We start from the raw sequence: 21,751 nt of genomic DNA, 5'->3' as shown, positions 1-21,751 counted from the left end.
CTCACTTTTATTGATTGTAATAACTTTGTTCTACTAAATTTAATTCTATTTGACTTAATATGACTTTAAATATTAGACATCTACATTGTTTTCTGATATTATTTAAGATGGTAGTTTTTATATTAATAATGAAATACACTATAAAGGAGTTAACTATTATGGAAAAAAAAGTTTTAGCAACAGTTGGAGAAAAAGAAATAACTAATATTGATATTGAAAATGCATTAAAATCATTAGACCCTTATCAAGCTATGCAGTTTAAAACTGAAGAAGGTAAAAAGCACTTATTAAATGATTTAGTAAACCAAGAATTATTCTTATTAGATGCTAAAGACGAAAAATTAAATGAAGAAGAAATATTCAAGTCAGAAATGAAAAAGATAGAAGAAAATGTATTAAAGCAATTTGCTATAAATAAAGTTTTATCTAGTGTTAATGTGACAGAAGATGAAAAAGTAGAATTTTTCGAAGCTAACAAGAGTTCTTTCTCTAAGCCAGAAAGTGCAACTGCTAAACATATATTAGTAGATAGTGATGAAAAAGCTAAAGAAATACTTGCTCAAATAAAATCAGAAGAAATATCTTTTGAAGATGCAGCTGTTAAACATTCTTCTTGTCCATCTAAAGACATGGGTGGTGATTTAGGAACATTCGGTAGAGGACAAATGGTTCCTGAATTTGAAGAAGCTGTATTCTCTATGGCTAAAGGTGAAGTAAGTGAGCCAGTTAAGACTCAATTTGGATATCACATAATAAAATTAGAAGACCTTCAAGAAAGCACAGAATCTTCATTTGATGAAGCTAAAGCTGAAGTTGAAAAAAGTTTATTATACCAAAAGCAAAATGAGGTTTATGGAAATAAAATAAATGCTCTTAATGCTAAATATGGAAACCTTGTAAAATACAACGATTAATCGTAAAACGGCGTATAAAAAAAGCTGTCTTTTCACAATTTTTATTGTAAAAGACAGCTTCTTATATTAAAATTTTAATTTTTAATTTCAGATTTTTATTCTTTTATTATAAAGAACTTAGCTTAAAAAATTTCAATAAGATTTTTAATTATCATTAGCTAGATTTTTATATCCTCGTATTATCTCATAACAATAACCTATAACATCTCTTCTTTTTATTATCCCAATAAATGTATCTTGGTCATCTATAACAGGAATAAAATTTTGATTTAAAGATTTTATAACTAAATCTTCTATATCTGCATTGATGGAAACAGGAGAATTATCCATTTTTCTATTAATATCTGTCACAGGAACATCTTCCAATCCTTTTAAGTCCAGATTTAAGTCGTTTTTTAATGTCCATAAAAAATCACCTTCTGTTATAGTCCCAATGTATTTACCATCCTTACTTATTATTGGAATTGCAGAGTATTTGTGATATTCCATTTTTTCTAGGGCTTGCCTTATAGTGTAGTCTTCATATATATATGCCACTTCACTTTTTGGTGTTAGAAAGAATAATATGTTCATTACACTACCCACCGTTACTGAAAACTTATAAATATTATTGAATATTTATAATGTTACTTTTTTGCAGTAACTTTCTCCTTTCTTATTTTCTAAGTATTCTTAAATACTATACGCTGTAACAAGCGTTTTTCCTTTGGTCATTTTAATCTTGTTTATGCTTTATTAATATTTTTATATGGTCTATCAGTATCACTTATTCTCTTTTTAGCAAAATTAACTAAAAATCAATTGACTTAAACTTAGCCATAATAAATTTACTCTACAATATCAATTTTAACATATTTATCTTATTATTAATGCTTTTATTTTAATAAATTTAATTTATTTTGCAATTTATTTTATTTACAAAAAATGAAAAAACCGCTAAATGATTAGCGGCTTATCTCTCATATTACTAGAACACTAATATATATGAATTTTTAATTATAATCTAACTACGTTAGCAGCTTGAGGACCTTTAGCTCCATCTACTACTTCGAATTCAACACTTTGTCCTTCTTCTAATGTTTTGTATCCATCTCCAGTTATAGCTGAGAAATGTACGAAAACATCTCCTTCACCTTCTACAGATATAAATCCAAATCCTTTTTCATTGTTAAACCATTTAACTACACCAGTTTTCATTAATAAATCCTCCTAAAAAAACACAATTATTTAGCTACTCTTTTCTGTAACCTTAGTACTACTCTATCATATATAGCTATGTTTGTCAATTATTATTATTTTTATACATTAATAATCATTTTTTTTACTTTATAATATTAAGCCATTATTCTCTTTTATACTTTATTTTTCTTTATAGATTTTTAATAATTTATTTTTATTATATGGAATCTTATGGACTTATCACTCCAACCTAAATCCCATGGAACCAGCATTCTATCAGTATTATGGCATGTTACCAAAGGATATCCTCTTGAATCTAATCCTGTTACTGTTGAAACATGTGTTATTCTGCCTTTTTTCTCATATCCGACAAAATCCCCTGGACGTAGATTATAAGCCTGTTTATAAACTTCTTCATAGGAGCCTTTTGCTATTAATGAACCTCTTCCACTATAAAGAGAATAATTTTTAAAGGCTTGTGCATTTACCCATGCTTTTGTACCTGCTCTTTCACTATAATTCCAAATTGAGTTCTTCTTAAACCTTCCACTTTCAAACATTATCTGTGATGCAAAATTTGCGCAATCTCCACCTTCTGGATTATAATCTCTATAGTTTGGATTAAATTTCATACCATGTTCCTCATCAGCTGCTGCTCCACAGTATTTGTGTGCATAATCTATAGCCTTTTTTTGCTCATCTGTAAGTTGTAACTCTACACCATTTTGTTGACCAATATAGTTTCTTATATCATCAGATTTTATGTTTTCTAAATTTAAAGAATCTGCAAAAGGATCTGTATACCACTCTTTAGTTATGACATACTGATTATCCATAATTTTTACATTTAGATAATGATATGTACCTATTCTAAAGACATTTTCTTTGTCCTTTTGATTTTCATATGAATATTTATACTCAGTCGATACAGAGCAGATTATACCATATAGGTCTTTTTCTTTTTCCTTTATCTTTTTAACCTTAACCCTTGTTTTTATGTCCTTAAATTTTACACCTTGTTTACTGGACCAATTCTCTAAATACTTCATCTTCTTTACTTCATTTTCATAAGCCCAAAGACCAAACTTTTTATCTGTCTCATAAAGACCTTTTAAAATATTTTCATTTTTCTCTAATATTGCCTTATTTCTGTAATCAAATAAGTTTTCAAGCAATAGTTTATATTGGTCTTTTACATCATCACCTTCAACAGTTGCAGATTCTATGACTTTTTCTTCCATATTTTTAATACTTAAATCATTAACTAGAAATACACCTGCTGTAGTAGCTAAAGACAAAAATACAAATGCCATTATACCTTTGATGTACTTATTCTTATTTTTCAGTATTTTCAAAGCTACACCTCCCAAATAGTACACCTTACAAATGAAATTACAAAGAATATTCTGTCACATATAATAATTTTCATATTTAATAATTCTCTATTCTATTATGTCCAATATTAAAAATTAATTGTATCGATACACTGTTTTTTTTACAATTTTTTATTTTATAATCAACTTTTTTCTTTTTTTTATAGTAATATATATGTATATAAATATTTTGGCATCATTATAATTAATACATACTAATGGAGGGTTTTTTATGCAAAAAAAAGTCGCAGCAATTAATGACTTATCTGGAATAGGAAAATGTTCATTATCAGTTGCTATACCTATACTTTCAGCATTAAAGGTTCAATGTTGTCCATTTCCAACAGCTATACTTTCAAGTCAAACTGGTTATCCTGAATTTACTTTTTTAGATTGTACTGATGAAATGGTAAGATATTCAAATGTTTGGAAAAATTTAAAAGTCAACTTTGACAGTATATATAGTGGTTTTTTAGGTTCAAAACACCAAATCGAAATAGTGGCTAATTTTATAAATGATTATCCTAATGCTTTTATCGTAGTTGACCCTGTTATGGGTGATAATGGAGTAATGTATCCAATCTTTACAGAAGAAATGAGACAAGAAATCAAAGAATTAGTTAAACATTCAGATTTAACTACGCCTAATTTAACAGAAGCTTGTTTTTTAACTGGAAATGACTATACAAAAAGTGACTATAATAGAGAAGAACTTATACATATTGCAAAAGCTGTATCTGGTTTAGGACCTAGCAAGGTTGTTATTACTGGTATATTAGAAGATGATAATATATTAAATTTAGCCTATGATAGAAATAATGACCATGTATTTTTTACATCAGTTAAATACAATAACTGCTCTTATAGTGGAACAGGAGACATATTCACATCTATCCTTTGTGGTATGTTAGTAAATAAACACGACTTAGGAGTGGCTGTTAATACAGCAACAGATTTCATATATAAAACTATAAATTATACATCTCAATTTGACACTGATAGAAATGATGGAGTTATGTTTGAAAACTTTTTATCAGATTTAACTAGTATATAAATTTCAAAAAAATTATCCATTTTATAAATACCTATAGACCACAAAATCTAGGTATTTACAAAATGGATATTATTTATTAAATCATTGGTATTTCAATTGTTACCATAGCGCCTCCAGTTTTTATAGAGTTTTCAATATTTAAAATCCCATTATGTTTTTGTACAATATTATTTACAATATAAAGACCCATGCCATAATGAGATTTAGAGTTTCTACTTAAATCTCCTGTATAAAATTGTTCTGTAGCTTTTGACAAATCTGCTTTAGAAAAACCACTTCCACAATCTGTAACCACAAATTTTAAGTATTTATTACTTAGTGATACACTTATGTATAGTTTGCTCTGGCTTGGTGAATAATCTATAGCATTTGAAATTATATTCATAATGGCTCTAAATAATAATTCTTTATCTATAGTTATACTTTCAGGCAAATTATCTTGTTTAGAAAACTCAACATCTAAGTTTTGTGTACGAGCTAATGCTTCTATTTGAATCAAGACATCTTCTATAAATTCACTTACATTAATTACTTCTTTATTTAATACATAACCAGCCTCTGTTTTTGATATGTCTATTAGTGTATTAATATATTTTTCTATTTGGGTGACACCTTTTGCTATGTATTCCATGTACTCTGATAACTCTGGATTTTCATTTATTTCAATTAATAAATCAGTATTTCCATGTATAATAGTCAATGGTGTTTTTATATCATGTGCTAATGCAGATATCTGTTCCTTACGATTCTCTTCTAACATCCACTGTTTTTCTAAAGAATCTTTTAAAGCTGACTTCATTTTATCCATAGAAAAAAGAACATTATTGATTTCACAAATTTTACTAGATTCTACAACAAAATTTAAATCCTGCTGTTCTATTTTTTCTGTAGTATTTTTTAAAAGTTCCATTTCAGCATTTAATTTTTTGCCAAATAATTTTGATAGTATAATAATTTCAATAAGAAATATTATACTAAAAATAATCATTCCTAATAGTTCTGGCTTTGGTAAATATGTCCTTAAAGTTGGAGAAACAAATTCTACTACTATACTATAACGTATTATGCAAACTTCATTTTCTCTGGACAATTTGATATAGTTTTTTGATGACTTGATAGTCCTTCTTTCAAAACCTTGCATTAAATCCCATACTTCTTTTGACTCATCTTTATTGAAAGTTCCTGAAATTACTTTGCCATTTAAAGTATACACTCCATACTCACATGAATCTGGAATTAAATCTTTAGTTACTTGTTTACTTGAAATAATTTTATCTTTATTTTCATAGATTTGTTTTTCCGTATAATTAGCAGGTAATATTATATTTAATGATAATAATATAGGAAATGATAATATCAATATAGATACTAAGACAACGGTTATAGCAAAGAATAAAGATAAATATCTTACAAAAACGGTTCTAAGTGTTACAACCTTTTTATTATTAGACTTTTTACCTACAAGTATCCTCACCACCTCCTCCAAACTTTAATTAGTTTATAGTTAATTACAAACTAGCTTTTGATTTGATTATTTTTATCACTAGGCTATATTCTAACATAATAATATGAGTAAATAGTAACTTTTTTATTTTTATTCTTCAGACTTTTTACCCTCCCATTTAGAAAACCATATACATAAAATTATAAATGCTAAAATGGTTACAAATCCACATACTAATCCTATTGATTGATATTCTTTAAATGATTCAACTTTAATATATTCAATTGTCTTAGAACTTGAAAAAGATGACCAAATACTTATAAATCTAACACCCCATACACAAGGAATATAAGGCCAGATTCTAGCACCTAATCCAGTTAATAACACTGCTGAAAGTAAAGTTTCTACTATACCCACTCCAATTGAGGCTCCTTTTCCGAATCTTAAACTTAAGAATAAATGTAATATATATACAAATAAATTACTCCCAACTAAAATTAAAATTGAAATCACATAAAAATCTAATGTAAAATAAACCTCATTAGAAATACTAGATACACCAAATTTAAAACCTAATACAGATACTAGTGTTGCTCCAAAACCAAGGCATATTAATATTATATACTTACTTATAAGTGTAAGATATTTTGGATTAGATGATGTTAACATATGTTTATAACTTCCTGAATAATATTCTTGTTCAATACATAATGAACACATAATACTTGATAATAAAGGAAAAGCTATTGCTATAACTTGTAAATATGCAGCTATCTTTGATATATCATCAGCACTTGAATACTTATAATATCCTAAACACAATCCCATACCTATCAAAGCAATGCAAAAGTGCATTAGTATTATAAAAGTTCGCTTTAATTTTATTAAATCAGAAAAAAAAATTCTTACTAGTTGTTCCATATTACTTCACCTCTCTATTATTAAACCAGGCATTTGTAACTAAAGAAAGCACTATAAATAAAACAATAGATATTAACACTCCTGGCAAAATTACATTACTATTTAAAAACTCACTTCCTTCTGGTACAGGAAGTCCATTTGGTAGAATATGCAATACAGGAGCCATTAATCGTGTAGTAATTGAATACGGAAATATGTACCATATTTCTGTAGTCGAAAAAACTGCAACCCCAATAATAGTAAAAAACATGTTTATTATAATTGTAATAAACAAACCAAATTTTGAAGCTAAAAACATACAAAGAGGAATCTGCCACATAAATAATAAAACTAATAATATGGTTCCAATAATATTTTGACTTATTGAAATAACTTCCTTATATACTATCCCAACAAGAACTATACCTATCATAAAAATAATTGATGTTATAAAACAGCATATAATGCAATAAAGTATTTTTCCAGTCCAAACATCTTTTTTTTCAATTGGTAATGATAAAATACCACGATACTTCTTTTTTTCATCTTTTTGTACTATTAGGGAAGAAATCAATGTTAATGCCCCTGGAAGAAACATAGTATACCACCAATTGTAAACACCATTTTGTCCTCCACCAAATAAAAATACAATAATTATAGAAAATACTGGGGCTATCCATATCAATCTAATTCCAAAAGTTCTTTTCATTTTTTGAAATTCTGCTCTAACTAATTTTTCCATATTAATTTCCTCTCTTTCTATTTTCAGCTACTACTTTCATAAAAAGCTCTTCTAAGTTTTCTTCTTTTGATATCTTTCCTTGATAACCTATTACTCCATTAGAAATTATCCCTATTTCATCTACAATTTGCTCAACTTCAGATAAAATATGGCTTGATAAAATAACTGTAATTCCTTCCTTTGGAAAAGAACGAATCAATTCTCTAAGCTCTTCAATACCAATAGGGTCAAGACCATTTGTAGGCTCATCTAAGATTAAAAGTTTTGGGTGATTTAATAATGCAATAGCAATGCCAAGACGTTGCTTCATCCCTAGAGAAAATTGACCTGAACGCTTTTTAAAAGTATCTCTTAAATCAACAATTTTTAAGACTTCTTCAATACGAGAATCTGGTAGGCCTAATAAAGTAGTATGAACTTTTAAATTTTCTCTTGCTGTTAAATTTTCATATATAGCAGGAGACTCAATAAGAGAACCAATATATGCTAGGTCTTTTCTAGTCCATTTATGTCCCTCAAACATTATTTTTCCTGAAGTCGCATTTAAAATCCCAGTTATCATTTTTAATAAAGTAGACTTTCCAGCTCCATTTGGCCCTAATAATCCGTAAATAGAATTAGGTCTAATTTTTATTGAAATATTATCAACTGCAACCTCATTCTTAAACTTTTTAGTAACTCCCCTTAACTCTAAAATATAATTACTCATAATTTTCATCCTTTCTTTTATCGAACTTGTTTACAAGAATCATTCTAAATCATAAATATAAGGATTTTATAAGGATTAAAAATTAATAAAAAAAATGATGTGTTTTTTTAAACACATCATTTTTTATATTAACTCTATTAATTTTCCATTATAGTATATTTCTACTTCTTCAATCCAGATACTATCATCATCTTCTTGGATGACATTTTTGATAATATTGTTTATAGTATATTTTATATTTTGTTCATTTAAATAATCGTCTTTCCAAGAAACCCTACTTTTTTTATCTGGTTCTATTAAACTTATTCTAACGAGTCTGTCTTTTTCCTTAACTTCTACTTCCATATCTAAACCATTAAAATATTCATTTGATAATGTATCTAAGATTAATTGTAACTTATCTTTAAGTGTACTTTCTACATCAATTTGTAAGTATTTTACTATTTTATCATCTTTTGAAATTATCTCTATGGGTATTTTAGTAGTAGTCTTAGGATTAATTATTTTACTAGTTGCTTCTTCTTCGACACTCTCATCCTTCTTTACAACTGCTGACTCATTAGAATCAACCAATTCAACTGTGCTGATGCTATAATCCATACATGCTGTACTCGATAAAGTAGTAGCAATTATTAAAAAACTTACTGCTATTTTATTCATAAGTATCCCTCTCCTAATTCTCTTTCGATACTTATTATACCATAGTATAGATTATATTTTTATACTTTTAAGCCAATTTATCAATTATTGTAGTAAATTTTTTACAGTTCTAATCGATTTGAATTTATTTTTATAGTATATTCTTGTTCTAAATTCGACATATTTTTATTCAAAAGCCCTTTTATTTCTCTAATATTTTTATACTTATTACTATGTTCATAGTCAGACGAATCATTACTATATTCTTCATCGCTACTATACTCTTCATCATTATTAAATTCTTCTATTACTTCTTTTGCCTTTATATCACAATTAAATTTATACTTATCTACTGGTAAATTAAGACTTACCTTAGAATTTGGAACTTCTATATTCAGATGCTTAGCAATTGGCAAATTAGAATCTAAATTAAATTCATTATCATAATGTGAATTTCTACTTATTTTTTCATTTATATTTACATTTTCAGGTATATAATCTTCTACATTATTTATAAACACATCTTCATATTCTGAAGATATATCTAATGATTCTGATTCTATATTTACATTTTTAACACCTAAAATTGACTTTGTTGATAAGTCAATATTACTATTAGATATTAAATTCAAAGTCTCTAATTTATTTACATTATTTTCTGTTATAACTCTTCCAAAGCTTCCATAAGAAGTCTTATATGTTATATTATTTGAAGCTACATTATCATATACCAATAAATATGAACTTACACTTGATACATTTACGTCTACATTATTTGGTACATATATTACAAGTTCTCTATAATCATGTGAAAACATATTATCTATAGATGTATTTAGTAATTGGTCGAAATTTTTAATCCTTTTAAGCTGATTTTCATATTTTCTTTCACCTTTTACCACTAACGTTTTATCTTTTAAAGTAACATTATACTTGTAAAACTCATTATTTCCTTTTGTTGTTACACGCACATCTTCACTTGCATGTTTCTTTATCGTAATATTTATATTGTCAACAGATACATCTAACTTGTCAATATTTACTTTTTCTTGATAAAGTTTATTTTCTTTTTTAAATTCAGCTTCCTTTTCTAGCCCAAAGTTTATTAAGCTTGGCATAACTAAAATACCTGACCATGTCGTTCCAATTATGCCTATTACCAATAATACTGCAGCAAATATGGCAAGTTTCTTATTCATGTTTATCTTCTCCTTTCTTATCATCTAAATCTTCAAAATCCTTATACATTGCCTCAAAGTTTATACTATCATCATAATCATCAGTTTTTTTAATACTTTCTTCTTTTGTATTATAATAGTCATTACTATATAAATCTTCATTAATATCTTTATTCAAGTCTTTATCTCTTAAAATATCTTTATTTCTTTTTTCCATTTTTTCATTTGCATTTATATAAATATTTTTTCTCTTTATCCAATTTATATAGCTACCTAGCAACTGTTTCCCTAATTTTATAACAAACAGTAAAATTTGCCATGCAAGTATTTCAAGTCCTACAAATGCTATAATCGCAAATATACAAAACATCGTAATATCTGGAACCATTGTTATAAACTTAATCACAAATGGAATTGATATAACAAAAGCAATCAATGTACATATTAATCCAATAGCGACAGATACAATTGCACATACGAATGCGAATGCTGGAATAATTAAGAATAAAGATAATGCTACTAATAATACCTTTATAACTTGCCTAGATAAACCTCCAACACCTTCTTCTATACTTGGTGTAAGCTTATCATTTATATTTTCCTTTGATTTGTTGTATTTTTCTTTAGCCTCATCTTTTAAGATAGAATAACCCTTTTTCATATCTGACTTAAATTTACTAAATTTATCGTTTAAAACATCTGTATTTATTATTTTTTCTTCTTCAGTATCTTTTTCTTTAGTCTGTAAGATAAGTTCTCTTGCTATAGATTTTGGTGAACCAAGTGATGCTATTATCTCCATATCACTCTTTCCTTCTATAAGACCATCTACAAAATACTCTTCATAATCTCTCAATATATCATTAACTTCGCTCTCAGAAAAATCTTTTTTTAGATAATCCTTTAAAATTTCAAGAAACTCAGTTTTATTCAAGTTCATTACCTCCCTCATCTTCACTTATTAAAATCTCAACAGCCTTTACAAATTCTCTCCACTCTTCCATTAGATTGGATAAATTTTCTTTTCCTAGTGAAGTTATTCTATAGTATTTTCTAGCAGGACCTTCATTAGATTCTAGTATATATGTTTCGAAATACAAATCTTTTGTAAGTCTTCTTAGAATAGGATATATTGTTCCTTCATTTACATCTATTACTTTAGAGATATTATGTACTATTTCATATCCATACATATCCTTTTTAGATATTAGTGCAAGTACACAAATTTCTAAAACACCCTTTCTAAATTGTGTGTTCATATACTCCATCCTTTCTTTAAATACACAGTATTGTGTTTTACAAGGTACTATGTTAAAACTTCTTATATTTTCATAATAACACAGTACTATGTCTTACACAATAGTTATTTTTAAATATTATTGTTGATTAAATTCTTCTATAAATGTATAATACTCTAATCAGATATATTTTATGAAAGTGGTGATAAATTGGCTAAAACGAAAGAAGATAAAACAATATTAATCTTAACTGCTCAATTTGGTGCTGGCCATATAAGTGCTGCAAAAGCAGTAAAAGAATGCATTATTGAAAAATATAGTAACTACAATGTTGTTATACAAAATTTTATAAATGCAAGTATACCTATGATGAATAAGCCTATGGTAAAACTTTATGAGAACAATACAAAATATACTCCAGGATTATATAATTACTATTATTATTTTAAGAAATCGTTTGATTCAAGACATGATTTCTCTCATAAATTATATACACCTAAACTTTCTGAGTATATTTCTGATATAAATCCAGATTTAATTATCTCTACATTTCCACTAGCAGCTGCTTGTGTAAATAATTTTAAGATAAAAAATCCTGATATAAATATACCAACACTTACAGTTATAACAGATGTTGTAGATAGTATGGAGTGGGTTTTTGAGCATACAGATTTGTATTTTGTTCCATCTCCTGAAATAAAAAATAGATTTTTTCAAAAGGGGATAAATCCAGACTCTATAAAGGTTACTGGTGTTCCTGTAGATAAGAGATTCCAAATTGAAAGTAAAGAACTCCGTCATGATAAATACAGATTACTACTTCTTGGAGGAGGACGAGGTCTGTTCGATATAGATGAGGATTTTATGCATTGGATAGACGAATTTATTGAAGAACATATTGATTCTATAGAAATTACAATAGTTACAGGCAAAAACAAAAAATTATATGACACATTAACTTATAAAAAACCTTTAAAAAATATAAAAGTACTTGGATTTGTAAATGATATGTATAATCTAATAAGAGAATGTGACTTAATGTTAACTAAACCTGGAGGAGCAACTATATTTGAAGCTATCCAGTCACAAACTCCAGTACTTGTAAAAATGCCAAAGGTCGGACAAGAGATTGAAAATGCTAAGTTTATAATAGATAAAGGACTTGGGATGATTTATAGTGATGACTTAGACCTTAAGAATATATTTTATAAATTAGTATCAAATGAATTTGATTCTATAATAAACTTTATGAAGAAAAATTTAGAAGAGTTTAAAACAGTCATTCACCCAGATGAAATTGCTGATTATATCTCAGAATTAATAGATACTCATTACAATTAGTATGTTATTATAAAACTTAAAATAATAAAACCAAAGGCAATCAAGTATGCTTTCATATTTGAGATTTTACTCAAAATGACCTAAGCATACTCGATTGCCTTTATAATATTAGAATCAAGTTACTAATTTATCTTAGTATATATTTTTCTTGTATTGCATATACAGTTGTTGTATTTCTTCCATACTTCTTTTTAATTCTATTTGTAAATCTGAAGCAGTCTGATAATCTTTATTTTCCACAGCTTCTCTTACTCTAGTAAATAGAGATTCTCTAGTTAAAGTGTCCTTCATAATGTTGAACTTCAAATCTGATATTGAATTCCAAACCACTTCATCAAGTGCATCCATATTTTCTTTTGTGTGTATTTTGACAATACTTCTTATCTTTTGTATTCCAGCCTCTATTATTCTAGTTTTTAATTTTTTTTGCCACTTATCTATTGCTCCAACCTTAAATGATTCTATTATACTATCAGTAAATACATCACCTTGTTTTAAAGATTTTAATTTTGAAGCATATATTTCTAAATTTTTCATATTTTCATAAACTGTAGCTGGAGGAGTTCCAAATCTTGCATTTCTTTCTTCTAAGCTATAATGCTCAAATACATCATTTTCATCTCTATATGCTCTATCTTTTTCTAAATAGAATCCTTCTTCACCTACATTTTTAGACAATTCTTTTTCAAGTTCTTTTGTACTAAGACCACTCTTAGCTGCTGCTTTTATACCATCTAACATTGTCTGATAACACCCTGCTATTACTAGGTATGTATTAGATAAAGGACTTGGTGATCTTAATTCAAATCTTACAGTCTTTGGATTTTTCATGTCTCTTATTAATCCAACAAGTACTGACCTATTTCTTGATGGAATCTCATAACTATGACCTAAAGATGTAACTATGCATACAGGTGCCTCAAATCCAGGAACTAATCTATTAAATCCATCATTAGAAGCTGTTACAATTGGATTTAATACTTCATAATTGTAAAGAAGTCCCATAAGGGCCCCATATCCTAGTTCACTTAGATAATCTTCTTTTAAATCTTTTGGGGCAAATAGATTTCTGATACTTCCATCTTTTAGTCTTGCACTTACTCCTACATGTGTATGTCCACCACTTCCTGCAACTCCATGAATTGGTTTTGCTTTAAACGTAACTTCTAGTCCATGTGATGTAAATACATCTTCTATAACGTCTCTTACTAATAATTCATTATCTGCTGCTTGTAATGGTGTAGAAAACTTCCAAGAAACCTCTAGTTGCTCCATAGCATGATTTGTTCTTCCATCTATACTAATAGAACTTTGTATCCCTCCAACCTCTTTATGAGCCATTTCAGGGCTTACACCTAGTTTTTGAAGTATTATCAAACTTTGCTCTAAGCAAGTTCTTATAATACCATGAGTTCTTTTCCAGTATTGCTCTTTTAGGCTTTGTGATACATATAATTTCTCTAAGTCAGCTTTATCTTCAGGAGTATTAACCCAAAACTCAAGTTCTGTAGCTGCTGTTAACATTATTTCTTCTATATCATCTACTGAATCTATTCCTATATTATTTAATACATGTGGGTATTCTCTAAATATCTCAAACATAGATTTTTTGAAATACTTGTCTGCTTTTTGAAGCACTCCTCTTGAACATACTTTTTTGTTATCATGTATTAAAAATGCAGGTATCTTTAATGTTCCAACAGGTAAACCTACTTCTTCGTCTATATATTCCATATTGTAATCTACATACCAATGACAACTTTTATCTGGCATTAAATCAACTTTTGCATTATTTAATGTCGCTATGTTATAAAGTTCAACACTCGAACCATCAGTCTGTATAGCTGATTCTAAAAATTTATCTATATCTTCTAAAAATATTTCTACAGGAATCTTTTCATCTGTTGCATTTCCCCCTAAGTCAACACCCATTAAGGAAACAAATCTTATATTTTTATTGTTTTTTAGGATTTCTCTTATTTCTTCATTAGTATGTTTATCTTTCTCTATTACATATAATAGACTATCCATGTTTTCACTCTCCCATAATTTTTATGTAAATTTTATTTTGTTAAATACAAGATAAAATTCATTTTTACTTACATTTATGAATTTTTCTTGCAAAATATTCGTATTTTATTCGTGTTTTTATTTATATTATTATATATCAAGTACAAAAAGTTCGCAATATTTTTTATTGGAAAAAATATTCTACATACAATAGTTTAACATTTTTATAAATATAGGGTATACTAAAATAAAAGTATTTTTGTTTAAAAATTTAATTTGACTTATAATATAATCTATAGTAGCAATAATAAAAAAATTTAGGAGATAAACTTTATGGAATACATAATTTTCGATTTGGAATTTAATCAAGGATTTGATAAAAAATTTAACAAGACTGTATCCAATGAAAAGTGTCCTTTTGAAATCATACAAATAGGAGCAATTAAATTGGATTCTAAATTCAATATAATAGATACATTTAATAGCTATGTGAAGCCTACAATATACAAAGAAATACACCCTTTTATTAGTCGCATGACTAATATTAAAGATTCTGATTTTAATGGTTCACCTACTTTTCCTGAAGTTTACAACAAGTTCATAAAATTTATATCATCACAAGACCCTATATTATGTGTATGGGGAGCTGGAGATTTAAAGGAATTGTACAGGAACATTAATTACCATAAGCTAGCATCAAATACCTTACCTAAGTCTTATATTAATATTCAACAGCATGCATCTAAATATTTCAATAACCCAGCAGGAAAAAGTATTGGGTTACAAAATGCTATTTCCTTATTGCAACTCGATGAAAAAATGTCTTATCACAACGCTTTAAACGATGCATACTATACTGCTAAGGTCTTTATTAATATATACAATCCAAGTATAGTGCCAGATATATATGTGTATACAAGCATTAGACCTAAAACTATAAAATATTCTAATAAAAAGAAAGTTGATTATGATAAGTTATTTGATGAATTTAGGAAGATTTTAAATCGTGAATTGAGTAAAGATGAGAAAAGAATTATTAACTTAGCTTATAACATGGGAAAAACAAATCAATTTGCATTAGAAAATGCTACTCAAAGAAAAAACAAATAGAATTTACTTAGGTTAAAAATAGGCATGTAGATTAAAACATAATCATCTTTAAATGTATATCTACAGCCCAATTTTTATCCTTATTAATCTTTATTTTATCTCTAATTCAACTGGACAATGGTCTGAACCTAGTACTTCAGTGTGAATATTTGCACCTATCAATCTATCTTCTAATTTCTTAGATGCACAAAAATAATCTATTCTCCATCCTGCATTGTTTTTTCTTGCATTAAATCTATATGACCACCAACTATAGACACCTTCTTTATCAGGATTAAAGTATCTATATGTATCTATGAACCCACTATCTAATAGTTTAGAAAATTTTTCTCTTTCTTCCTTAGTAAAACCTGCATTTTTCATATTATTTTTAGGATTTTTTAAATCTATCTCTGTATGTGCAACATTCATATCCCCACATACAATTACAGGCTTCTGATTATCTAATTTAACTAAATAGTCTATAAAATCATCTTCCCATCTAGTTCTATATTCTAATCTCTTCAACTCAGATTGAGAATTTGGTGTATATACAGTGACAAAATAAAAATCTTCAAATTCTAGAGTTATGACTCTACCTTCCTTATCATGTTCTTCTATATTTATTCCATACATTACTTTTAAAGGCTCTTTTTTTGTAAATATAGCAGTGCCTGAATAACCTTTTCTCTCAGCATAATTCCAGTATTGAAAATATCCTGGTAAATCTAATTCTATTTGTCCTTCTTGTAATTTAGTTTCTTGTAAGCAAAATATATCTGCATCAACCTCTTTGAAAAAGTCTAAAAATCCTTTCCCAACACAAGCTCTTATTCCATTAACATTCCATGATATAAATTTCATATTATACTCCTCATCTAAACAGTAAATTTCTTTTAATTTTTTCATTTGTTTTTATTTTAACAACACGACACTATAATTTTATCTAAAAATTACTATTTACTTAATACCTTAAAAATATATATTTTAATCAATTTTTAATTTTTTTGTTAACTCTTCAGGGATTATTGAGGAAACATACATATTTGTTCCAAGCTCGAATCCTCCAAAATTATATTTTCTTGGGATTATATGCATATGAACATTAAAATATGATTTTGTTTCAATATTTGTTGGATGAGTGTGAATACATAAGTTAAATGGCATATATCCATTGACATTGTACAGTTTCTTAAATAACTTCTCAAATATTATGGAAAGTTCTTTTACATTATTATCATTTAACTCATCAAATTTTATTTTATCTTTAAATATTACTCTTACTTCTCCACTATATTTAGTTGCATATGGAACAAGCACTATAAAAGCTTCTCCATTATAAACAACTCTTGTATTTAAATTTATTTCATTTTCTATTAAATCATCATACAAAGAGCTATTATTACTATCATAATACTCTTTTGAAACTAGTAATTCATTAGTAATTTCAGGAGGAATAAAAGACATAGACAGTATCTGAGCATGTGGATGCATTAAAGATGCCCCAGCTTTTCTCAAGAAGTTTTTAAAGATACTAACATACTCTACTTTGTCATTTTTCGACATTTCTCTAAATCTGTCTCTATACATAAAAAAAACATCTTCAAATTCTTTTTGATTCATGTTATAAAAATTACTATTATGTTTATCGCTCTCTATCATCACTTCATGAATACCATATACATCTCTTGCCATATCATCAATTATAGGAAATTTATTATAAATAGACTTCACAAGCCACCCTTCTTCACCCTCTATTTCAAATAGTGTATCAGTTGCATAAGCCTCATTTCCCTTACAAAATGGGCATCCTTCTTCATATTCCTTAGTCTCTTCATCTTCATTTGGTATATCTGCTGTGTCCAAAGGTCTTTTCAATCTATCAGTAGCAAATATAACAACATCATTAGTAATTGGATCTATTCTTAATTCTTTCATAATTAACACCTCTTAGTTAATAGCCTTTAATATAATTATATGATATTTATCGTATCTGTTAAATAAATTTATAATATTTTTTATAAATTTGCGTATTTACCCTTATATATTTTTATCTATAAATAGAGGATTATAACAAAAAATTACTATCTATACACCAAAACATTATCTTATCATAAATTAATTTACCGATGTATAATTTATTGGCATGGACACAGGTATTTCACTGTAATTTGTTAAAAGTTTATTTTAGAGCTATATTAATTTTTTTTGATGATTTTTACCTATAAGTATGTTATTATTATCTTGTAAAGATGTCTTGTATTCAAACATACAATTTACATAATACAATATACGTATTTAAATTAAATAGGGGGTATTAAAATGAATTATTCAAACAGAGTTAGTGCAATGCAGGCCTCTCCAATCAGAAAACTTGTTCCATTTGCACAAGCAGCAAAAGATAGAGGAATCAAAGTATATCACTTAAACATAGGACAACCAGATATAAAAACTCCTAAAGGGTTTTTTGATGCTGTTAAAAACTTTGATAGTGAAGTCTTAGAATATGCTACATCAGAAGGTATTCCAGAATTATTAGAGGCACTTCAAAACTATTATAAAACTTATGATATGCATTTTGAAAAAGATGAATTACTAGTAACTAATGGTGGTAGTGAAGCTTTACTTTTCACTATGATGGCAGTTTGTGACCCAGGGGATAATCTATTAGTTCCAGAACCATTCTACACTAACTACAATGGATTTGGTCAATGTGTAAATGTAGAAGTTAATGCTGTTACAACAAAAGCAGAAAACGGTTTCCACCTTCCATCTAAAGAAGAAATAATGTCTAAAGTGGATGATAAAACTAAAGCTATAATTCTTTCTAATCCAGGAAATCCAACTGGTGCAATCTATACAAAAGAAGAACTTAATATCCTAGCTGAAATAGCTAAAGAAAAAGATTTATGGATAATAGCAGATGAAGTTTATAGAGAATTTGTTTATGATGGACTTGAGTACACAAGCTGTGGTAACTTAGAAGGTGTACAAGATAGAGTTATCATAATAGACAGTGTTTCTAAAAGATACAGTGCTTGTGGTGCTAGAATTGGTTCTATCGCTTGTAAAAATAAAGGTCTTATCGCTCAAATACTTAAATTATGTCAAGGAAGACTTTGTGTTCCTACATTAGAGCAAATAGGAGCTGTTGAATTATACAAAACTCCAGTTTCTTATTTCAAAGAAGTTAATGAAGAATACAAAAAAAGAAGAGATGTATTATACAATGAATTAATGAAAGTTGATGGTGTTATATGTAAGAAACCAACTGGTGCTTTCTATATAGTTGCTAAATTACCAGTTGAAAATGCAGAAGATTTCACAATCTGGATGTTAAAAGAATTCAACAAAAACAATGAAACAGTTATGGTTTGCCCTGCTGAAGGATTCTATGCTACTCCAGGTTTAGGACGTGACGAAATAAGATTGGCTTACATCCTAAATGAAACTGACCTTCATAGAGCTGCTACATTATTAAAAGAAGGTTTAGAGCAATATGTAGCTTTACACAAATAAATTCTTGAAATATTAATTTATATAAATTTAATGATATAAAAATATCCCCTTTTCAGATGTTATTTGAAGAGGGGATATTTTTTCTATTTAAATTCTTCTTTATTTAATATATATTGAAGAGTATTTATTGCCTCTAAATACTTTCTTCTATCTTCTTCAGTCAATTTAGAAAGCTTTTCTCCTAGACCATCACTTAATTTATCCATAAAATCAGAAGCTATATTGCCCCCTTCTTCAGTAATATCAATTAAATACTTTCTTCTATCAACTAAGTCTCTTTCTCTTGTTACATATTTCTTTTCAGTTAAATCATCAACCATACTAGTTAAACTGCCTTTTTCTATATTTAATTTAGAGCATAAATCAGTCATACTTATTACTCCATAATTTTTTATAAATACTAATGCTCTTAATTGTGTTTTATTTACATTATAGTCTGGTGCAAATTTTTTTAGGTCCTCTAAGTATAGGCTAGAATAAATCTTAGGAAATGTTTTTACTAGAAAACTTATGGTATCTTTTACTACGTAGTTCATACAATCACCTCGGTTGTTTTTAAATTTATTAAATTATCTAAATAACTTTATTTCAGTTTACATTAAAAATATTGCAAGCACAATAGTTTTTACTGAATGTTTAAATTTAATTAGTAATCTTATTATTTTATTTAATTTTATTTATATTATTCTTATTAAACACTATTTATATAGCTATTTTCTTTAATTCATGGTATAGTAAATAAGGAAGAACTCTTCATAGCGATGAAGAGCAGACGCTAGCCCATTAAAATGGCTATCTTATTTATAAATAAGATAGCCATTTTTGATTATATTTTATCTGTATACTTCTATACTCTTAAATCCACATCTACTTTTCCTAAATCTTCTTTATAATCTTTTATAGCTGGTTCTACAACTTCATTTGCAAACTCCACAACTTGTTCTGGTGCTCTACCTATAAAGTTTTTTGGGTCCATTATAGATAATATTTCTTCTTTGCTCATTTTAAATGAATCATCATTCATTATAAGCTCAATTAGATTATTATCCTTACCTTCATGTTTAACTCTATATGCAGCTTTCATAGAGTATTCTCTTATTATCTCATGTAACTCTTGTCTATCTCCACCTCTTTTTACAGCTTCCATAAGTATTGTTTCTGTAGCCATAAAAGGAAGTTCCTCATTTACACGTTTATTTATCATATTCTCGTATACTACTAAACCATCAGTTACATTTATGCCTATTTCAAGTATTGCATCTGCTGCCATAAAAGCTTGAGGTATAGCTAATCTCTTATTAGCTGAATCATCTAATGTTCTCTCTAACCATTGAGTAGCTTGTACCATTGCAGGACTTAAAGATTCAGAGATTATATACTTAGATAAAGATGCTATTCTCTCACTTCTCATTGGATTTCTCTTATAAGCCATTGCTGATGAACCTATTTGATTCTTTTCAAATGGCTCTTCTAATTCTTTTAAACTTTGTAAAAGTCTTATATCATTAGTCATTTTATGCATACTTTGAGCTATCCCTGATAATATACTTATCACTTGATAGTCTAATTTTCTAGTATATGTTTGTCCACTTACTGCATAAGAAGAATTATATCCCATCTTTTTGCAGATTTTTTTATCTAACTCTTTCACTTTTTCATGGTCTCCCTCAAATAAGCTTAAAAAACTTGCTTGAGTACCAGTAGTTCCTTTAACTCCTCTTAATTTCATATTATCTATTCTGTAATTCAAATCTTCCAAATCAAGTATTAAATCTTGAGCCCATAAACAAGCTCTTTTACCTACTGTTGTAAGTTGTGCTGCTTGAAAATGTGTAAACCCAAGAGCTGGCATATCCTTATACTTAAGTGCAAATTCTTTTAAATTATTTATTAAGTTTACAAGCTTTACTCTTAGAAGTTTTAAAGCTTCATTCATTTGTATAACATCTGTATTATCTCCAACATATGCAGATGTTGCCCCTAAATGTATTATTCCTTTGGCTTTTTCACACTGTAAACCATATGCTTTTACATGAGACATTACATCATGTCTCACTTCTTTCTCTATTTTTCTAGCTTCGTCAAAATTTATATTATCTATATTAGCTCTTAGCTCATCTAATTGTTCTTCAGTTATATTTATTCCTAACTCATGTTCACCTTCTGCAAGAGCAACCCATAGTCTTCTCCATGTAGAAAATTTAAATTGTGGAGAAAATATATAGCTCATATCTTTGCTACAGTATCTATCTGTAAGTGGATTTGAGTACGTAGTATATTTATTATCTATCATTATTTAGCACCTTCCTTAAATCTTTTGTCATGTGATTAGTGTGTACAAATTAGTACATAAATAATTATATATAATTTCACGAACTATAACAAGGCTTTTTTATTTTTTGTTCACATTTATATATAGTAT

At 27.4% G+C, this 21,751-nt stretch carries 21 protein-coding genes; 5 read left to right on the top strand and 16 right to left on the bottom strand.

Features of this window, described 5'->3' with window-relative positions; translation table 11 throughout:
• The first annotated feature begins 158 nt into the window (after positions 1–158).
• On the top strand, positions 159–914 hold the full coding sequence (locus tag Q3223_RS07795) for a peptidylprolyl isomerase (protein ID WP_054269837.1): 756 nt from the start codon (positions 159–161) through the stop codon (positions 912–914).
• 144 nt (positions 915–1,058) lie between these two features.
• Here Q3223_RS07795 and Q3223_RS07790 read toward each other — a convergent pair whose 3' ends face one another.
• From Q3223_RS07790 to Q3223_RS07780, 3 genes are all read right to left on the bottom strand, one after another.
• Positions 1,059–1,487, bottom strand: coding sequence for a CBS domain-containing protein (locus tag Q3223_RS07790; protein WP_021384091.1), 429 nt, complete (start codon positions 1,485–1,487; stop codon positions 1,059–1,061).
• Positions 1,488–1,910: 423 nt separating this feature from the next.
• On the bottom strand, positions 1,911–2,111 hold the full coding sequence (locus Q3223_RS07785) for a cold-shock protein (RefSeq protein ID WP_003419624.1): 201 nt from the start codon (positions 2,109–2,111) through the stop codon (positions 1,911–1,913).
• Between the two features lie 182 nt (positions 2,112–2,293).
• On the bottom strand, positions 2,294–3,448 hold the full coding sequence (locus Q3223_RS07780; RefSeq protein WP_054269836.1) for an amidase domain-containing protein: 1,155 nt from the start codon (positions 3,446–3,448) through the stop codon (positions 2,294–2,296).
• Between the two features lie 250 nt (positions 3,449–3,698).
• Between Q3223_RS07780 and Q3223_RS07775 the strand changes: the two genes are divergently transcribed.
• The gene (locus Q3223_RS07775; protein WP_243192819.1) at positions 3,699–4,520 is read left to right on the top strand and encodes a pyridoxamine kinase; all 822 of its coding nucleotides are present in this window, start codon (positions 3,699–3,701) and stop codon (positions 4,518–4,520) included.
• Positions 4,521–4,596: 76 nt separating this feature from the next.
• On the opposite strand, the gene Q3223_RS07770 is transcribed toward Q3223_RS07775, so the two are convergent.
• The 8 genes from Q3223_RS07770 to Q3223_RS07735 all read right to left on the bottom strand — a co-directional run bounded on the left by Q3223_RS07770 (position 4,597) and on the right by Q3223_RS07735 (position 11,391).
• Complete coding sequence (locus tag Q3223_RS07770) at positions 4,597–5,988, bottom strand: sensor histidine kinase (RefSeq protein WP_407811826.1); 1,392 nt, start codon at positions 5,986–5,988, stop codon at positions 4,597–4,599.
• A gap of 126 nt (positions 5,989–6,114) precedes the next feature.
• On the bottom strand, positions 6,115–6,885 hold the full coding sequence (locus Q3223_RS07765; protein WP_167640035.1) for a lantibiotic immunity ABC transporter MutG family permease subunit: 771 nt from the start codon (positions 6,883–6,885) through the stop codon (positions 6,115–6,117).
• A 1-nt stretch (position 6,886) separates the two neighbouring features.
• On the bottom strand, positions 6,887–7,606 hold the full coding sequence (locus Q3223_RS07760) for a lantibiotic immunity ABC transporter MutE/EpiE family permease subunit (RefSeq protein WP_284181795.1): 720 nt from the start codon (positions 7,604–7,606) through the stop codon (positions 6,887–6,889).
• 1 nt (position 7,607) lies between these two features.
• Positions 7,608–8,315, bottom strand: a complete 708-nt coding sequence (locus tag Q3223_RS07755) for a lantibiotic protection ABC transporter ATP-binding protein (protein ID WP_054269831.1) — start codon at positions 8,313–8,315, stop codon at positions 7,608–7,610.
• A gap of 123 nt (positions 8,316–8,438) precedes the next feature.
• Complete coding sequence (locus tag Q3223_RS07750) at positions 8,439–8,975, bottom strand: hypothetical protein (RefSeq protein WP_054269830.1); 537 nt, start codon at positions 8,973–8,975, stop codon at positions 8,439–8,441.
• Positions 8,976–9,076: 101 nt separating this feature from the next.
• The gene (locus tag Q3223_RS07745; RefSeq protein WP_054276328.1) at positions 9,077–10,153 is read right to left on the bottom strand and encodes a DUF4097 family beta strand repeat-containing protein; all 1,077 of its coding nucleotides are present in this window, start codon (positions 10,151–10,153) and stop codon (positions 9,077–9,079) included.
• Positions 10,146–11,072: a DUF1700 domain-containing protein gene (locus Q3223_RS07740; protein ID WP_407811805.1), complete on the bottom strand. Its 927-nt coding sequence runs from the start codon at positions 11,070–11,072 to the stop codon at positions 10,146–10,148. The genes Q3223_RS07745 and Q3223_RS07740 overlap by 8 nt, the downstream gene beginning before the upstream one ends.
• A complete protein-coding gene (locus Q3223_RS07735) occupies positions 11,059–11,391 on the bottom strand; it encodes a PadR family transcriptional regulator (protein WP_009889116.1) in 333 nt (110 codons plus the stop codon). Before Q3223_RS07735 ends, Q3223_RS07740 begins: the two co-directional genes overlap by 14 nt.
• A 189-nt stretch (positions 11,392–11,580) precedes the next feature.
• On the opposite strand from Q3223_RS07735, the gene Q3223_RS07730 reads away from it, so the two are divergent.
• Positions 11,581–12,711, top strand: coding sequence for an MGDG synthase family glycosyltransferase (locus Q3223_RS07730; protein ID WP_219673621.1), 1,131 nt, complete (start codon positions 11,581–11,583; stop codon positions 12,709–12,711).
• Between the two features lie 132 nt (positions 12,712–12,843).
• Here the strand turns inward: Q3223_RS07730 and Q3223_RS07725 are convergent, their stop codons facing one another.
• Positions 12,844–14,742 (bottom strand): glutamine synthetase, encoded by a 1,899-nt coding sequence (locus tag Q3223_RS07725; RefSeq protein ID WP_054269826.1) that lies wholly within the window; start codon positions 14,740–14,742, stop codon positions 12,844–12,846.
• A 312-nt stretch (positions 14,743–15,054) separates the two neighbouring features.
• Here Q3223_RS07725 and Q3223_RS07720 point away from each other — a divergent pair, with 312 nt between their 5' ends.
• Positions 15,055–15,831 carry a 3'-5' exonuclease gene (locus Q3223_RS07720; protein WP_284181792.1) on the top strand — a complete coding sequence of 259 codons (777 nt, stop codon included), beginning with the start codon at positions 15,055–15,057 and terminating at the stop codon, positions 15,829–15,831.
• 90 nt (positions 15,832–15,921) lie between these two features.
• On the opposite strand, the gene Q3223_RS07715 is transcribed toward Q3223_RS07720, so the two are convergent.
• Together Q3223_RS07715 and galT are read right to left on the bottom strand one after the other, a co-directional pair.
• Positions 15,922–16,674 (bottom strand): exodeoxyribonuclease III, encoded by a 753-nt coding sequence (locus tag Q3223_RS07715; RefSeq protein WP_054269824.1) that lies wholly within the window; start codon positions 16,672–16,674, stop codon positions 15,922–15,924.
• A gap of 123 nt (positions 16,675–16,797) precedes the next feature.
• Complete coding sequence (gene galT / locus Q3223_RS07710; protein ID WP_284181791.1) at positions 16,798–17,748, bottom strand: galactose-1-phosphate uridylyltransferase; 951 nt, start codon at positions 17,746–17,748, stop codon at positions 16,798–16,800.
• 384 nt (positions 17,749–18,132) lie between these two features.
• Between galT and Q3223_RS07705 the strand changes: the two genes are divergently transcribed.
• A complete protein-coding gene (locus tag Q3223_RS07705; protein WP_054269822.1) occupies positions 18,133–19,329 on the top strand; it encodes a pyridoxal phosphate-dependent aminotransferase in 1,197 nt (398 codons plus the stop codon).
• Positions 19,330–19,412: 83 nt separating this feature from the next.
• On the opposite strand, the gene Q3223_RS07700 is transcribed toward Q3223_RS07705, so the two are convergent.
• Together Q3223_RS07700 and purB are read right to left on the bottom strand one after the other, a co-directional pair.
• Positions 19,413–19,865, bottom strand: a complete 453-nt coding sequence (locus Q3223_RS07700) for a MarR family winged helix-turn-helix transcriptional regulator (protein WP_054269821.1) — start codon at positions 19,863–19,865, stop codon at positions 19,413–19,415.
• Between the two features lie 311 nt (positions 19,866–20,176).
• Positions 20,177–21,622, bottom strand: coding sequence for an adenylosuccinate lyase (gene purB, locus Q3223_RS07695; protein ID WP_054269820.1), 1,446 nt, complete (start codon positions 21,620–21,622; stop codon positions 20,177–20,179).
• Between the last annotated feature and the right edge of the window lie 129 nt (positions 21,623–21,751).

Source organism: Clostridioides sp. GD02367 (assembly GCF_045900275.1).
Classification (GTDB): Bacteria; Bacillota; Clostridia; order Peptostreptococcales; family Peptostreptococcaceae; genus Clostridioides; species Clostridioides difficile_A.
Note: the sequence above shows the minus strand (reverse complement) of the source record. Positions and strands in the feature narration are given on the sequence as shown.

Excerpts from the sequence above, each read along its gene's own strand:
- Q3223_RS07795 (WP_054269837.1), top strand. The coding sequence starts at position 159 with ATGGAAAAAAAAGTTTTAGCAACAGTTGGAGAAAAAGAAATAACTAAT.
- Q3223_RS07790 (WP_021384091.1), bottom strand. The coding sequence starts at position 1,487 with ATGAACATATTATTCTTTCTAACACCAAAAAGTGAAGTGGCATATATA.
- Q3223_RS07785 (WP_003419624.1), bottom strand. The coding sequence starts at position 2,111 with ATGAAAACTGGTGTAGTTAAATGGTTTAACAATGAAAAAGGATTTGGA.
- Q3223_RS07775 (WP_243192819.1), top strand. The coding sequence starts at position 3,699 with ATGCAAAAAAAAGTCGCAGCAATTAATGACTTATCTGGAATAGGAAAA.
- Q3223_RS07765 (WP_167640035.1), bottom strand. The coding sequence starts at position 6,885 with ATGGAACAACTAGTAAGAATTTTTTTTTCTGATTTAATAAAATTAAAG.
- Q3223_RS07760 (WP_284181795.1), bottom strand. The coding sequence starts at position 7,606 with ATGGAAAAATTAGTTAGAGCAGAATTTCAAAAAATGAAAAGAACTTTT.
- Q3223_RS07755 (WP_054269831.1), bottom strand. The coding sequence starts at position 8,315 with ATGAGTAATTATATTTTAGAGTTAAGGGGAGTTACTAAAAAGTTTAAG.
- Q3223_RS07750 (WP_054269830.1), bottom strand. The coding sequence starts at position 8,975 with ATGAATAAAATAGCAGTAAGTTTTTTAATAATTGCTACTACTTTATCG.
- Q3223_RS07745 (WP_054276328.1), bottom strand. The coding sequence starts at position 10,153 with ATGAATAAGAAACTTGCCATATTTGCTGCAGTATTATTGGTAATAGGC.
- Q3223_RS07740 (WP_407811805.1), bottom strand. The coding sequence starts at position 11,072 with ATGAACTTGAATAAAACTGAGTTTCTTGAAATTTTAAAGGATTATCTA.
- Q3223_RS07735 (WP_009889116.1), bottom strand. The coding sequence starts at position 11,391 with ATGAACACACAATTTAGAAAGGGTGTTTTAGAAATTTGTGTACTTGCA.
- Q3223_RS07725 (WP_054269826.1), bottom strand. The coding sequence starts at position 14,742 with ATGGATAGTCTATTATATGTAATAGAGAAAGATAAACATACTAATGAA.
- Q3223_RS07720 (WP_284181792.1), top strand. The coding sequence starts at position 15,055 with ATGGAATACATAATTTTCGATTTGGAATTTAATCAAGGATTTGATAAA.
- Q3223_RS07715 (WP_054269824.1), bottom strand. The coding sequence starts at position 16,674 with ATGAAATTTATATCATGGAATGTTAATGGAATAAGAGCTTGTGTTGGG.
- galT (WP_284181791.1), bottom strand. The coding sequence starts at position 17,748 with ATGAAAGAATTAAGAATAGATCCAATTACTAATGATGTTGTTATATTT.
- Q3223_RS07705 (WP_054269822.1), top strand. The coding sequence starts at position 18,133 with ATGAATTATTCAAACAGAGTTAGTGCAATGCAGGCCTCTCCAATCAGA.
- Q3223_RS07700 (WP_054269821.1), bottom strand. The coding sequence starts at position 19,865 with ATGAACTACGTAGTAAAAGATACCATAAGTTTTCTAGTAAAAACATTT.
- purB (WP_054269820.1), bottom strand. The coding sequence starts at position 21,622 with ATGATAGATAATAAATATACTACGTACTCAAATCCACTTACAGATAGA.